The organism is Nesterenkonia sp. CL21 (assembly GCF_031705515.1).
Lineage (GTDB): Bacteria > Actinomycetota > Actinomycetes > Actinomycetales > Micrococcaceae > Nesterenkonia > Nesterenkonia aethiopica.
Genome location: NZ_JAUTWR010000011.1, coordinates 80407 through 94733, shown reverse-complemented (window position 1 = coordinate 94733; position 14327 = coordinate 80407). Strand labels below are relative to the sequence as shown.

12 protein-coding genes are annotated in these 14327 nt (G+C 69.5%); 4 read left to right on the top strand and 8 right to left on the bottom strand.

Annotated features, from left to right (window positions below; genetic code table 11):
• Positions 1-176 precede the first annotated feature (176 nt).
• Complete coding sequence (locus Q7C18_RS14405; protein WP_311025958.1) at positions 177-1514, top strand: MFS transporter; 1338 nt, start codon at positions 177-179, stop codon at positions 1512-1514.
• A 48-nt stretch (positions 1515-1562) separates the two neighbouring features.
• On the opposite strand, the gene Q7C18_RS14400 is transcribed toward Q7C18_RS14405, so the two are convergent.
• From Q7C18_RS14400 to Q7C18_RS14375, 6 genes are all read right to left on the bottom strand, one after another.
• A complete protein-coding gene (locus Q7C18_RS14400) occupies positions 1563-2474 on the bottom strand; it encodes an endonuclease/exonuclease/phosphatase family protein (protein WP_311025957.1) in 912 nt (303 codons plus the stop codon).
• Positions 2475-2535: 61 nt separating this feature from the next.
• Positions 2536-3264 carry an HAD family phosphatase gene (locus Q7C18_RS14395; RefSeq protein WP_311025956.1) on the bottom strand — a complete coding sequence of 243 codons (729 nt, stop codon included), beginning with the start codon at positions 3262-3264 and terminating at the stop codon, positions 2536-2538.
• Positions 3261-4319 (bottom strand): ABC transporter ATP-binding protein, encoded by a 1059-nt coding sequence (locus tag Q7C18_RS14390; RefSeq protein ID WP_311025955.1) that lies wholly within the window; start codon positions 4317-4319, stop codon positions 3261-3263. Before Q7C18_RS14390 ends, Q7C18_RS14395 begins: the two co-directional genes overlap by 4 nt.
• A gap of 128 nt (positions 4320-4447) precedes the next feature.
• Entirely contained in the window at positions 4448-5395 is a 948-nt protein-coding gene (locus Q7C18_RS14385; RefSeq protein ID WP_311025954.1) for an ABC transporter permease subunit, read from the bottom strand.
• A complete protein-coding gene (locus tag Q7C18_RS14380; RefSeq protein ID WP_085437813.1) occupies positions 5383-6306 on the bottom strand; it encodes an ABC transporter permease subunit in 924 nt (307 codons plus the stop codon). Before Q7C18_RS14380 ends, Q7C18_RS14385 begins: the two co-directional genes overlap by 13 nt.
• Positions 6303-7442, bottom strand: a complete 1140-nt coding sequence (locus Q7C18_RS14375) for an ABC transporter substrate-binding protein (protein ID WP_139827806.1) — start codon at positions 7440-7442, stop codon at positions 6303-6305. The genes Q7C18_RS14380 and Q7C18_RS14375 overlap by 4 nt, the downstream gene beginning before the upstream one ends.
• A gap of 299 nt (positions 7443-7741) precedes the next feature.
• On the opposite strand from Q7C18_RS14375, the gene Q7C18_RS14370 reads away from it, so the two are divergent.
• The gene (locus Q7C18_RS14370) at positions 7742-8503 is read left to right on the top strand and encodes a GntR family transcriptional regulator (RefSeq protein ID WP_070159170.1); all 762 of its coding nucleotides are present in this window, start codon (positions 7742-7744) and stop codon (positions 8501-8503) included.
• Between the two features lie 62 nt (positions 8504-8565).
• Positions 8566-9924, top strand: coding sequence for a protein kinase domain-containing protein (locus Q7C18_RS14365; RefSeq protein ID WP_311025953.1), 1359 nt, complete (start codon positions 8566-8568; stop codon positions 9922-9924).
• 50 nt (positions 9925-9974) lie between these two features.
• On the opposite strand, the gene Q7C18_RS14360 is transcribed toward Q7C18_RS14365, so the two are convergent.
• Both Q7C18_RS14360 and Q7C18_RS14355 read right to left on the bottom strand, forming a co-directional pair.
• Complete coding sequence (locus Q7C18_RS14360) at positions 9975-11540, bottom strand: hypothetical protein (RefSeq protein ID WP_311025952.1); 1566 nt, start codon at positions 11538-11540, stop codon at positions 9975-9977.
• A gap of 237 nt (positions 11541-11777) precedes the next feature.
• Complete coding sequence (locus Q7C18_RS14355; RefSeq protein WP_311025951.1) at positions 11778-13550, bottom strand: VWA domain-containing protein; 1773 nt, start codon at positions 13548-13550, stop codon at positions 11778-11780.
• A gap of 213 nt (positions 13551-13763) precedes the next feature.
• Between Q7C18_RS14355 and Q7C18_RS14350 the strand changes: the two genes are divergently transcribed.
• Positions 13764-14288, top strand: coding sequence for a DNA-binding protein (locus tag Q7C18_RS14350; RefSeq protein ID WP_311025950.1), 525 nt, complete (start codon positions 13764-13766; stop codon positions 14286-14288).
• Positions 14289-14327 lie beyond the last annotated feature (39 nt).

Sequence of the window (14327 nt, the reverse complement as noted above, 5' to 3'; positions counted from 1 at the left end):
TCCGTGATGTCGAACAGGATATACTCCGTTCTCCTCCAGGGACATGGATCTTCCGGCCGGTCCAGCTCACAGTGGGATACATCACATGGGACGTTCGGGGGTCGGTGGGCCGCCGTGAGGAGGACCTGATGCAATCCACGACAGCAGCGAGCGGCGCGCCGGCAGACAGGAGGACGGTGCGAAAAGTGGTACTGGCCGGCGGCCTGGGCACCCTCGTCGAGTACTTCGACTACGCGTCCTACAGCTATGTGGCGACGACCTTGGCGGTGGTGTTCTTCGCCCAGGGTGATCCTGCGGTCGCCCTTCTCAGCACGTTCGCAATCTTCGCGGTGTCCTTCGTGGTCCGCCCTGTCGGTGCCCTCTTCTGGGGGATGCTGGGGGACCGGCTCGGCCGGAAGAGGATCCTGGCGACGACCATCCTGGTGATGTCCGGCGCCACCGTGGCGATCGGGCTGATTCCTCCCTACGCCGTCATCGGTGTCGCGGCTCCCGTGCTGCTGCTCTTCTTCCGCATGGTGCAGAGCTTCTCTGCAGCCGGTGAATACGCCGGGGCGGGCACCTACATCGCAGAGTTCGCCCCCAACAGGTCCCGCGGGTTCATGACCAGTGCGGTGCCCATGGCCGCGTCGGCGGGCTTCCTGCTCGCCTCATTCACAGCGACAGTCCTGTACTCGTCGCTGTCGTCAGACGCGATGGAGTCCTGGGGCTGGCGCGTGCCGTTCCTTATTGCGGGTCCGCTGGGCATGATCACCCTGTACCTCCGGTACCGATTGGAGGAGACGCCCTACTTCCGTGAGGTCATGGACGCCCGTGAGGAGCGGGAGGCCCAGGTGACGAAGCAGGCGAAGGCGGAGAAAGAGGCGCAGAAGCAGGCGCAGACGCGCCAGGACCGCGCCAGCGCCAGGAGCAGCTTCTGGGCCAACGCCCCCGGTATGACCCGGCTGCTGCTCGTGATGGCGCTGAACGCCGGCGCCTACTACCTGCTGCTGGCCTACACCCCGACCTTCCTGATCGAGGAAGCTGGCATGAGCCAGTCCGACTCCAGCATGGTCGTCACCATCTCGCTGGTCGTCTTCACGCTGATGATCCCCTTCGCAGCGCGATTCTCGGATCGTATCGGCCGCAAGAGGGCGTTGCTGGCGGCCTGCGTCGGCCTGATGCTGTTCGCCTACCCGATGATGTTCATCTTCTCCCTGGGCAGCATGCCGCTGGCCGTTCTGGCTCTGGTTGCGGCGCTGGCGATCTTCACCTTGAACGACGCCGTCTTCCCGTCCTTCTTCGCCGAGTCGCTGTCCACGAGATCCCGTTACGTCGGCTTCGCCCTGCCGTTCAACCTGGGGGCTGCGCTCTTCGGCGGTGTCGCCCCCTACACCGGCACATGGCTGATCCAGACCACCGGTAGCCCCTACTCCCCGGCACTGTTCCTGATCGCCGTGGCCTTGCTGTCCATGGTCGGGGTGCTGCTGTCGAAGGACAGGTCACGGCGCAACCTCCCCACTGAGGTGCCGCGTTGATCCCAGGCCGGATCCGCTGAGGCGAAGCGGCCCGGACGCCCGTCCCGGTCAGGCCACCACGGCGCGTACCGCCAGGTGGTCGGAGGGGAACTCGTTGTCCTCGTGGTCCGGGATGTGTCGGCACACCCCGCCGTACTCCACGAAACCCTGATCGTCAGGGGCATCCTCGCCGTCGGCCGCCCCTCCGAGGTGGTCGGCGGCGAGGACGGACAGGCCCCGCACGTAGATGAAGTCGATCCGATCCCGGGGCTCGTCGGCCAAGGTGTGGATCTGTGTCCAGGACCGGCCCGGTGCGAGTCGAGGATCCGGGTGGACGGCGCGGAAGGCATCCGTGTAGCCGGACTCGATGAGACGTCGGGTCGCCGGCCAGTCGACGTCGGGCCGCTCGTCGCCGTCCCAGTCCACCGGCGACGGCACGTTGAAGTCTCCCGCGATGATCACCGGCATCTCGCCGTGCTCGGCCAGGAGACGGTCTGTCTCGGCGAGGATCCGCTGGGCCTGCTGGTCACGAGCCACCTCGCCGTCCTGGGCGAAGACCGCGTCCTGCCCCTCGGGCAGCTCGGCAGACCGGTAGGGGCCGTAGTCCTGCGGGGCCAGATGCACCGACCAGGCGAGCACCTCACCCAGCCGGGTCCGGACGATCGCAGCGGTGGCGTACGGGGCGGTGTCGGTGGCCACCAGCTGTGCGGCGCCCGTGGTCAGGACCGCGTTGTCCCACGACTGCTGGGCCACGGTCATCCCGAGGGTGCGGCCCAGACGTCCTCCGGCGTCGCCCCAGCATTCCTGCAGGAACAGCAGGTCCACCTCCTGGCTGCGGAGCACGTCCACCTGCTTGTGTCGGCCGTCGTGGACCTTCTCGCCCCCGAACCACAGGTTCCAGCTGATCAGCCGCAGAGTTGGCCGGTCGGTCTCTGCAGTCAGCGGGGCGGGGGCGGACGCCGGCTCTGTCGTCTCGGTCATAGGGATCTCCCTCGTCGTCTCATCGTCCTGGTCACGGATGGGCTTCGTCATCGTGTGGGGGTCACGTGGTGGTCACCGGGCCGCAGGCTCCATCCTTCTCCCCGGAGACATCCACGCGCACGGTGAGCTCGGTCAGCGCGGTGAAGCGGAGGTCGCAGTCCAGTGTGACCTCCGGGTCGGCATTGACGCCCAGCACCGTCATCCCGGCCGCGCGGGCTGCCCGTGCACCGGCGGGGGAGTCCTCGAAGGCGATGGTCCGGGAGGGATCCACACCGAGCGCGGAGGCGGCCTCCAGGTACAGGTCCGGGGCAGGCTTTCCGGAGGTGACGTCGTCCAGGGTGCGGATCACCTGGACCTGATCGAGGATTCCGATGTCGGCGAGCATCGCGGTGACATCGGCGCGCAGCCCGTTGCTGGCCACTGCGAGCGGGACGTACCCGGCGAGCGTCCGCACCAGGTCGAGCGCACCGGGCATGGGGGAGACTCCGGCCGCCAGCAGGGCGGAGTATCGAGCCACCAGCTGCTCCTGGATGTCCTCGGGGCGTGCGCCGTCGTGCCGCAGGTCCGCCAGCCGGGCCGCGGCGTCGTCCACGCCGACTCCACGGAAGCTCTCCAGCTTCGACTCAGGGGACCCGTCCCGATCAGGCAGCCAGGAGGAGATCAGATCCATCCACACGGACTCAGAGTCCACCAGCAGCCCGTCACAGTCGAAGACGACGGCCTCGGCGGTGACCTCAGTCTGGGGTGGGCGGCCGAGGCGCAGCCTCGGCCGCAGTCGGCCCCCGGTCATGCTGCCGCCTGACCGGCGCCGGCGGGAAGCCGCAGCGCCGGTGCGGACAGCAGGTGCGGACTGACGCGAGTCCCCGGCACAAGACCGGCGGCCTCTGCGGCTGAGACGGAGCTGGTCACCGTGACTCCGTCCGGCGTCTCGGCCCGCACGACCGTGCGCTCTCCGGTGTAGATCTGGGAGACCACGGTGCAGCGCCCTTCCTCCTCCGGCAGCAGCGTGAGATCCTCCGGGCGGACGAACACGGTGTCCAGCCCGGGGCCGGGGGCCTGCGCGGGCAGGGCGCCGTGGGTGAACGACGGCTCCGCCCCGAGCTCGGAGACGGTGCCGACGAATCGGGCCACAAACGCTCCGGCCGGTCGCCGATAGACGGTCTGGGGCGTGTCGATCTGCTCGATGACCCCGGCGTTGAGCACTGCGACCCGGTCGGCGATGGCCAGCGCCTCCTCCTGATCGTGGGTGACGAACATGGTGGTGATGCCCAGCTGCTGCTGCAGTCGCCGGATCTCCTCCCGGATCTGGGTACGCACGATCGCATCCAGGGCTGAGAGCGGCTCGTCGAGCAGCAGCACCTCCGGCTGGGTGGCCAGCGCGCGAGCCAGTGCCACCCGCTGCTGCTGACCGCCGGAGAGCTGATGCGGATACCGGAGGGCGAACTCGCCCAGGCCGCACAGCTCGAGCATCTCCGCCGCCGTCGCCCGACGTCTCTCCCGGCGGACCTTGCGCACCCGCAGGCCGTACTCCACGTTGTCCTGCACGGTCATGTTGGGGAACAGGCTGTACGCCTGGAACACCATGCCGATGCCGCGCCGGTTCGGGGGAACTCCGGTCAGGTCCCGGCCCCCGACGAGGACCCGTCCGGAGGTCGGCCTTTCGAAGCCGGCGAGGATGCGCAGCGCGGTCGTCTTGCCGCATCCGGACGGTCCCAGCACGGTCACGAGCTCACCGGCGGAGATGCGCAGATCCAGCTCGCGCAGCACGGGTGTGGGACCGAAGGACTTCGACACTCCGGTGAGGGTCACCTCGTTGGAGGCCGGAGAGTCGCCTGGCTCCGTCACACCGGGTGTCGTCACACCGGGTGTCGTCACGCCGGGTGTCGTCGTACCGGAGGGTGTCACCTCGGAGGTGGCTCCGGCGTCCTGTGAGGCGCGCGATGTGGTGGTCTCGGCGGATGTCGCGGAGGCATTCATGAGGCGAGGGCTTTCGTCGTGGTCTTCTGGAGCTGCTTCTCGGCCCGTGCCGCCCGGGCGGCCGGTGAGAACCGGTCGGCGGAGAGCGTGGCGACGAACAGCAGCGCCCAGGTGGTCAGGTTCAGCAGTACGGCGATGGCGATGGACGCGCGGAAGTCGTGGGAGGAGACGTCGTAGAGCCACACCGGGATGGTCTGCTGGCTCAGTGTCGCCGCCAGGGAGAACTCGCCGAAGCACAGGGCGGTGGCGAAGAACACGGAGAAGAGCATCGACCCGCGGATGTTGGGGATCACGACGCGGAAGATCGTGCCCCAGATGCTCGAGCCCAGGATCGTGGAGCCCTCCACCATGGCCTTCAGCGGGATGGTCCGCAGCCCGGCGTCGATGGAGCGGAACGTGAACGGCAGGCACAGCACCACGTAGGTCCCCACCAGGATCAGCGGCAGGTCGGGACTCTGCAGGAACTGGCTGATCTGGTTCCCCAGCGAGCCGCGTCCCTGCTGGGCTCCGGCCCTGAGCAGCGCGACGACTCCGGCGGCGATGGCGATCGGGGGGACCACCAGCGGCAAGGTGCAGAGGATCTCCAGCAGCGGGCGCAGCCGCGGTGCCCACAGGTGGACGGCCACCACGGCCGGCACCAGCGTGACCACCAACGTCACGATGGTCGCACCAGTGATCGCCAGAGTGCGTCCAGCCGCCGCAGCCAGGGACGCGTCATCGCCGATCACGGAGTAGGCGGCCAGGGAGAAGCTGCCGCCTGGGAGGACCGCGTAGGCCACAGAGCACAGCACCGGGACCGTCACGTAGAGCGCAACGGCGACGACCGGCACCCACCGTGAGGCGCGCAGCGCCCGATCGCGAGGGGAGCGCCCTGAGGTCCGAGCGGTCCCTGTGGTCTCTGGGGCGCTTGGGGCGGCTGAGGTCGTGGTGGTCACTGCACCCATCGTGCGCTCCTCCTCTGCAGCCGGTTGAACAGGAACAGCACGACGACGGCGATCACCACCATCGTGATGCCCAGCGCCATGGCCACGGGCTGGCTGGAGGGGCTCTGCCCCAGCAAGGAGGAGATGTTCAACGGGATCAGCGGGAACCCGCCGGCACCGATCAGCACGGCCGCAGACGCGTGCGTGGCGAAGGCCGCTCCGAAGCACAGGACCCAGCCGCCCAGCAGCGCCGGTGCGGCGATGGGTAGGCCCACACGGAGCCAGAAGTTCCGGGAGGATCCGCCCAGGGCGGCGTCGGCCTCCCGCCACTCGCGGCGCAGTCCCATGAAGGTGGGCAACGTGACCATGACCATGGTCGGGATGAGGAAGTACTGGTACATCACCACCAGTCCCTGCCAGGAGTACAGCGAGAAGCCCGTGGCGTCCAGGTTCAGCGCGCTGAAGACGAGGCCGGCGTTGCCCAGCGTGACGATGAATGCGAACGCCAGGGGCGCGCCGCCGTCGTTGGCCAGCACCGAGGAGAACACCGCCACGATCGAGTCCAGTGCCGCGGAGCGGATGAGACTGATGCAGAAGGCCGTCACAGTCCCGATCACCGCCGCGATCAGTGAGCCCACAGCGGAGACCTGCAGCGAGTTGAGGATCGCTTGGGAGTGCGACCCGGAGGTCAGCGCCAGGAAGTGGTCTGCGCCGACGCCGATGCTGCCGTCCTCGGCGGTGACGGTGACGGCGATGACGGCCATGCCGACGATCGGCAGGATGAAGAAGAGCAGCAGCAGGACGCCGAGGGGCAGGAGCGCGAGCGTGGCCGGATGACGCAGGGCCCCCAGCGTCTCCCGGCCCCGCCGACGGCCCGCCCGCGGCGACGCCGGCGGCCCGGGGGAGCGCTGTGGTGTGAGCCCGGCCGTCACCGGAGGGCACCTGCCCAGTGCTCGTCGACGATCGCCTGATTGGCCTCACGCTGCTCCAGCGTGGGCTGCGGGGCGTCCACGGCGCCCTCGCCGGGCAGAGCGTCCAGAGCGTCCTGGTCCACGGTGCCGGCCTCGATCATGGCGTCCAGACGGACCGGGGTGACATAGCCCTCCAGGAGGATGTTCTGACCGTCGTCGGAGAACAGGAACTCGAAGAACAGTCGCGCCACGGCAGGATGCGGGGCGTCGTCGTTGAGGGAGGCGGCGTAGAAGGAGGCCACCTGACCGTCCGAGGGGAGATGGATCTCCAGATCGATGTCGGCCTCCTCGGCGAGGTCGTCGGCGATCGGCTGCAGCAGGTAGTCCCAGTTGAGCACGATCGGCGTCTCGCCGGTCTCGATGGTGCCCGCGTTGGCCTCGACAGGCACCAGGTTGCCCTTCTCGGAGAGCTCGGCGAAGAACTCGATCCCGGGCTCGATGTCGTCGAAGGAGCCGCCGTTGGCTGCCGCCGCGGCATGGACGATCATGAACGCCCCTTCGGAGGCGGTGGGGTCGGAGGGCAGGGCGACCTGGCCGGCGTATTTGGGGTCGAGCAGGTCGGAGAAGTCCTCCGGGCAGTCGGGCACGCGGGAGGTGTCGCAGCCGATCGCGATGGTTCCGCCCAGGTGGTTGATCCAGGTGCCGTCGCCGGAGCGCAGGTCTTCGTCGATGTCGTCGATGGTCTGCGGGGTGTAGCCGGCCAGCAGTTCGTCCGCAGCGGCCTGCTGGGCGAAGCTCATCCCGGTGTCCAGGTAGTCCAGCGAATTGTCCTGTCCCTGGCGGTTGACGACCGCATTGATGAGGTCCTGGCTGGAGCCGGTGGAGGTGTCGTTGACGATCTCGATGTCGTACTTCTCGGAGAAGGCCTCCAGCAGCTCGCCGTAGTTGGCCCAGTCCTCGTAGAGGCCCATGGCGTTGAACGTGCCTTCGGCCTGGGCGTCCTCGATGAGCTGATCCATGCCGCCGCCGTCTTCCACGGTGCTGGCGTCTCGCCACGTCGCCGAAGACTCGGACTCACCTCCGTCCCCTCCGCAGGCCGCGAGGCCGAGCGTCGTGATGGTGAGGGTGCTGAGCAGAGTGAGGTCTCGGGTGCGCATCAGAAAAGTTCCATGCCCTTCGTCGGAGGTGTCGAGTGAACGGGGTCGCCGGGCCCGGCCTGTGGCTCGGGGCACATCGTCGGCGTCGACGACACCATGTTCACTAGTGAACTCGGCGAAGTCAAGTCAAAGATCACTAGTGGAAGTGGCGTGCGGGAAGCGGTATGGTGCACGCCGGATGAACAACGGCGGACGAATCCGCCCAGGGCCTGCGGGGCCTACACTGACCAGCACGGGCACTGACCAGCGCAGGGCCCTGACCAGCACAGGCACTGACCAGCACAGGGAAGGGGTGGAAGATGGCAGGGTTCGCCTTCACCAGCATCGCGGAGGCGCTGCGGGAGGAGATCCGCACCGGCGTGCTCGGCATCGGTGACTCGCTGCCGTCGGAACGTGTCTTGAGCGAGCGCTTCGGGGTCTCACCCGGAACTGTGCGCGTCGCCCTGAAGGAGCTGGTCTCCGAGGGCACCGTCGACGGCACACGGGGGAGACCCAAGACCGTGGTGCGTATCCCTCGCCAGCCGTCCAGCTTCGGCGAGTTCCACAGCTTCGCTCAGTGGGCGCGCGGCCAAGGCCGTGAGCCCGGAGGACAGGTCATGGAGAGTCGGTGGCTGATCGCCTCTGAGATGGACGAGGTGCTGCTGCAGGCCCGGTCGGGCCAGCGGGTTCTGGCGATCACGCGGCTTCGCTCGCTGGACGGCGAGATCGTGATGCTCGAGCGGACCCACTACCCCGAGTGGCTCGGTGAGATCGTGGAGCGGATCCCCCAGGACACTCCCTCGGTGACGGCTGTGCTGGCCGAGGACCACGGGGTGCACTTCAGCCACGCGGAGCATATGTTCGGTGCCGAAGGCGCCAAGGCCCGCGACGCGGCGATGCTGGGCGTCTCCCGCGGCACGGCGCTGCTGATGCACCGGCGCGTCTCCCGGGACCCGGCCGGCAGGGTGCTGGAATGGTCCACTGACCGCTACATCTCTGGACGCGTCCTGCTCTCCGTGGGCAACTCCTGGAACGCGAACCCCCTGCGTTGGGCGCTGCCCGGATCGGAGCCCGGCCTCTGACGAGGTGATGGTCGGGGTGATGCTGCCCGCCGCACGGTCGGTGCGTCGTTAGACTGGCCCCGATGGGGGATGTCTTCGCAGGACGCTACGAACTCGTCGACCCGCTGGGCGAAGGCGGCGTCGGCACGGTCTGGCGCGCCTGGGATCACCGACGGCAGACCTACTGCGCCGCGAAGGTCCTCCGCCAGGTGGATGCCACCTCCCTGCTGCGCTTCATCCGCGAACAGAGCCTGCGGTTGGACCACCCGCATGTGCTGGCCCCCACCGGATGGGCGGGGGAGGACGACAAGGTCCTGTTCACCATGCCGATCATCCGCGGCGGCTCAGTGTCCACACTGGTGGGGGACTTCGGGCCGTTGCCGCCCCGCCTGGTGGCCCTGCTCCTGGACCAGCTGCTCGCTGCGTTGGAGGCCATCCACTCCGAGGGACTCGTCCACCGGGACGTCAAACCGGCGAACCTGCTGCTCGACGCCACCGGACGGGACCGGCCCCAGCTGTGGCTCGGCGACTTCGGGATCGCCGCGGGCATCGACGAGCCCCGTCTCACCCAGGGGCCCTACGCGCTGGGCACGCCCGGCTATCTGGCGCCGGAATGTCTGCGCCTGGGGTGGGACCCCGATCCTCGGGCGGATCTCTACTCCGCCGGGATGTGTGCGGTCGAGATGCTCATCGGGCTGCGTCCCGACCAGGACACCGAGGCCGCCGAGGCGCTCGCTGGCGCGGACCTGCCGTACCCGCTTCCCCCGAGACTGGTCGACGCCGTCACCCGCATGGCCGCTCCCAGCATCACGGCCCGCACTCAGGACGCGACGACGGCGCGACAGGCCCTGGCCGAGTCGGAGCTGTTCACGGACCGGGTCCCGCTGGAGGGGATCCTCGGGGAGGTCGAGGTCTTCGACCAGGTCCCCGAGCTGCCGCCCGGCTGGACGCCTCGCGGCCCGGTCGACGGGCACGGGGCCGCGGTCCCAGGGCCCCCACCGAGCGAGCCTGAGCCCGCGCAGGGCGCCGCCGCAGGCGCAGAGGACGCGGCCACGGAGGACGCGTCGACGGCGATGCTCGACCATCGCTCCGCACCGACTCGACCGGTAGCGCCTGCGGCGACCCGGCCAGCCGGACAGGACCCCGCCCAGAACCCTGGACACAACCCCGCACCCAGTCCCACGCCGAACCCCACAGCGGGTACAGGTCCGAGCCCCAGCCCGAACTCCGGCCTGCCTCCGCGATCCCCGCAGCCGGAGCTGGGTCAATACACCGGCGGACAGCCGGAGGCGAGCCTGTCCGCACACACAGGGGGGAGCCCCCTGGCGCGCGGTGGGGCGCCTCAGCGCCCTTCGCGGCTCCGTGGCATCGGGATCGCCCTGGGGCTGATCCTGCTGGGCCTGCTGGTGCTGCTCTTCACCTTCTGGATCGTGCTGACCTGACCCGTCACTCCCGGTCCAGGCCGGTACGGGTCAGCGCAAGGCAGTGCCGCTCAGCGCCGTTCAGGACCCGGCCCCCACGGAGGCGGCTCGGGTGCGGCACCGCCGGCGGGAGGCCCGTGGTCGTCGGGCCTCTGCCCATAGCGGCTCGGAGAGGACGGCGGCTGGCCATACGGTCCGGCCCCGTAGACCTGCTGTCCCTGAGGCGCTGGTCCCTGAGGTGCTGGTCCCTGAGGTGCTGGTCCCTGAGGTGCTGGTCCTTGAGGTGCTGGTCCTTGCCAGGGGACGGGCCCTGCTCCGTCCGGAAGCGGTCGGGGATCCCGGATCACCCGGACCAGCACGATGGATCCGGAGCCGATCAGGAGCAGCCCGACCACGGCCAGGACCGCGACGACGGCCGTGCTGTCGCCCAGCGCGCTGATCCTGGTCAGAGCGCCGGTGCCGGGCCCGTCGGCGGTCACCTCGCCGCCGGAGAACGTCGGCCACGCGCCCTCGTAGTCGTCAGGGTAGGCGGGAGCGCCGTCGCCCGCCTCACCGAACGTGTCCAGGGTGAGGCGGTAGAGCAGGGAGAGGCTCTCGGAGGCGTCGTGCTCATCTGCGGTGACCACCAGGTAGTGGTCCCCGGCGAGCATGGTGTAGCTGAACTCCCGGTTGAACCAGCGGACCGGACCGGGGTTGACCCGGTTCTGGGTGGCGGAGGACGTGCTCAGCGTGCCGGAGTCATGGTCCACCAGCGCCCGCAGTGGGTTGGTGACCGCCAGGGACACCGAACCCATCCCGGCGAGCCGGTCGGCGCGCTGTTCGTCCGGCTCCGGGAAGAACGCTTCGGCCTGGAGGCGTTCGCCCCAGTCCACCGGCACACGGAAGATCTGCGTCTCGCCGGGTCGGATGGTCACTTCATAGGTGCTGCCGGGCTCGAGCTCAGGTGCCATGCCGAAGGACCGGCCGGGCTCGACCTCCAGGGCCCCCGAGACGTCACGGCCGATGTCTCGCCAGTCATGGTCGAAGCCTTCGTCCGGCGGAGGCAGTTCCCCCAGGCGTACCGGTCGCGGCTCTTCATAGACGAGGATCTCCAGCGGCTGGCCCACGCTGACGGCGTCCTCGGGGTCGGCGTTGAGTTCGATGGTCAGCACGATCTCCTCGGAGGAGCCGCAGGTCCCGTCGGCTCCTCCGTCCAAGGGCGGACCCGCGGCGACGTGGGTGGTGCGCAGATGGTCCAGGAACCCGGAAGCGGAGCTCGAGATGGTGTCGGAGGCGCACAGATCGCCCTCCCAGGTGCCCATCTCCACCCGCACCTGGTCGCCGTCGCCGGACTGACCCAGCGTGGTGATCCCCACGTGGAGGGTCGAATGCGCCACCTCTCGGGGGATCCGATAGTGGAGCGTGCCGGTGGTGAACTCGTCCAGGTACTGGGTGCCGGAGCTGAGCGCGACGGCGTCGCCGGGGTTGGATCCGCCGGTGATCTCCTCACCTTGCAGGACCGGCTCCTGCACCTGCTCCTGCACCGGTTCCCGCACAGCCTCCTCGTCTGCGGCAGCGGCCTCAGGGCCGGGCAGCAGCATGACCAGCAGGGCGCCGCCCAGGGCGGCGATGGTCCGGTAGGGGGCTCTGATGGTCATCTCCCGGGCCTCTTCGACGGTGCGGTGCGGTGGGTCCTGGTGACCGGTCGCGGTGTGGCGGCCTTTCATGGCGTCCTCCCCGGGTGGTGCCCTCGATCGTGGGGTCGGCATCTCTGGCGGCATGTCGACGGCACGGTCTCGGGGACCGGAGGTCAGGAACCCTCATCGTGCAGTCTACTGCCGACGCTCCCGGACCAGGAGGTCCTCCTCCCGGTCCGGGGCCGTCGTCGTGTGCGCTCAGGCGTTCTCCGGCTCGCGCTCCTCCCGGGACTCCTGCTCGCGCTCGTCCCGCCCCGGGCGCAGCTGCTCGGGGTCGTCCGCGTAGTCGGGCGCTCCGTGCCCGGCCTCGCCGAAGGTGTCCACCGTCAGGCGGTAGGGCAGGCTGAAGGAGGCGCCGTCGTCGGTGTGGTCCATCACCAGCGTCACGTAGTAGTGGCCGGCGGTGTCCGTCGCGGCGATCCCGGAGGCGGAGGACTCGCGGTTGTGCCAGCGGACCTCCTGGGTCATGGCCTGGAAGATGTCCGAACGCTGGGCTCCTGTGTGGCCCGAGTCGTAGTCGACCATCCCGCGGTTCGGGGAGAGGATGCCCACGCTGGTGCGCAGCGAGGTGAACTGCTCCGCGGTCTGCATGTCCGGAGCCTCCATGTAGGCCTCCGCCTGAAGGGACTCGCCCCACTCCACCGGCACCCGGAACACGAGGGCCTCGCCGGGAACGATGTCGCCGTCGTAGGTGGTTCCGGGCTCCAGGATCGGCGCGTGGCCGAACGACGTGCCGCCGACCACGTCCTGGGCGCCGCGGGGATCACGTCCCATGTCGGTCCACTCCACCTCGCCGCGCTCCGCCTCGACGGGAAGCTCCGCGACGTCCAGCGCCTCGGGCTCCTCATGGATCACCAGCTCGAAGGCCTGCCCCACGGCCTCCTCGTCCGCCGGGTCGCCGACCCGCTCCACGGAGAGGATCAGCTCGTCCGCCTCGCCGCACGGGTCCTCCCCGGCGACTCGCCCCGGGTCGCGGTAGCCGCTGACCTGCGCGGTGCCGAGGACGTTCAGTGTGGAGAAGTGGAACCCGGACATCGTCTCCCGGTCGCAGCGGTCGCCGTCCCAGGTCTCCAGCTCCATGCGGATCCGGTCGGTCTCGCCGTGCGGACTGTGGGTGGTCAGCCCAACGTGGACCGACGAGTTCTCCATCTGGCGGGGGATCCGGTAGTGCAGCGTGTGCTCGGCCAGCGAGTCCACGTACTGCCCGCCCGTCTCCAGCTGCGGCGCCTCCCCCCAGTTCTCGCCGCCGGCGACCTCCTCGCCGAGCAGGCTGAACGACTCAGAGGTCCGGTCGGAGACTCGTTCCAGAGTGCGGGTCAGCGAGTCGACGTCGTCGGCGTCGTAGTATTCGCCGCCGCCGGCGGCGGCTATGCATCTGAGCTGCTCCCGGGCCGTCTCCTCCACGTGGTAGCCCACGGTGTGGATGGTGATGTCGACTCCCTGAGCGGCGATCGTGTCCGCGACCTCGCAGGGGTCCGGGACGCAGTTCTCCTCACCGTCGGAGACCAGCACGATGGTGCGCCGGCCGGTGTCGCCGAGGTCGTCGGCCGCCTCGGTGAGCGCATGGGCCAGGGGCGTCCGGCCGCCGACGGCGTCATAGGCCTCGATCGCGTCGCGCAGCTCGGCGCGATTGTCGCCGCTGACCGGGACCACCAGCTCCGAGTCCTGGCAGGCGGCGGGGTCCGTGTAGTCGGTGACCTCGCCGGCGAAGACCCGGAATCCCACCTGCTGGTCCTCGTCGAGGCCGTCCACCACCGTGTGGAGGGCCTCGCGGGCCGCCTCGATCCGTGTGGTGCCGTCGGCGTCCGGCTCCGACATCGAGCCGGACGCGTCCAGGACCAGCAGCAGCTCGCCGTCCTCCGGGTCGGGGTCTGAGGGCGCGATGTCGGCCTGCGCCGCGGGGGCTGCGAGACCGGTCAGGGCGGCCGCGAGGCCGAGTGCGGTCGTCATGCGCCATGCTCGGGTGTCCATGGTGGGCTCCTCCGTCGACTGAACTTTGCACTAGCAACGCTAGAGAGTTGCGAAAGCAAAGTCAAGGGGAAGTGTCGGAATCTGTCAGCCGACGTCCGGCTCACGGTCAGGTGAGTGCGCAAGAGTGCTGAACTGCTCGTATCGGTCCGGAGCGGCCCGAAGGAGTAGACTTCGCATGAGTGAACAGCAGTGACGGATGGAGATGAGGCGTCCATGACGGTGGAGGAGAACATCGAGGCTCAGCGGGCCGCCTATGGTGAGCCGCTCTCCGCGATCTTCGGACGGGTGAAGCAGGCCCTGGGTCTGAACCAGTCCGAGCTTGCCGGGGTCCTGGGCATGTCGGCCCCCATGCTCTCGCAGCTCAACAGCGCCCAGCGCGTGAAGATCGGCAATCCTGCCGTGCTGCAGAGGCTGCAGGCGTTGGACGGGCTGGCCGAGCAGCTGGATCAGGGCGCCGTCGAGGCGGCGGAGGTGCCGGGACGGCTGGAGGAGATCAGGTCCTCGACCGGGCGCTTCACGCGGACCACCTCCATGGTCTCCGCGGAGGGTGGCGATGCCGCCGTCGTCGCCGGAGTGCGGCATCTGCTCCGGGCGGTCGCCTCCGGTCAGCAGATCAAGGATGCCGCCAACCAGCTGGAGTCCAGCGCGCCGGGTGTGGCCGAGGTGCTGCGGACCTATGGGCTCGGCTCGGTCGGGCCCGCGCTGGAGCACTACACGCGCCACAAGGACCTCTTCTGAGAGGTCCTTGTGGCCGGGAGCGCCGGTGCCGGCGAGGCG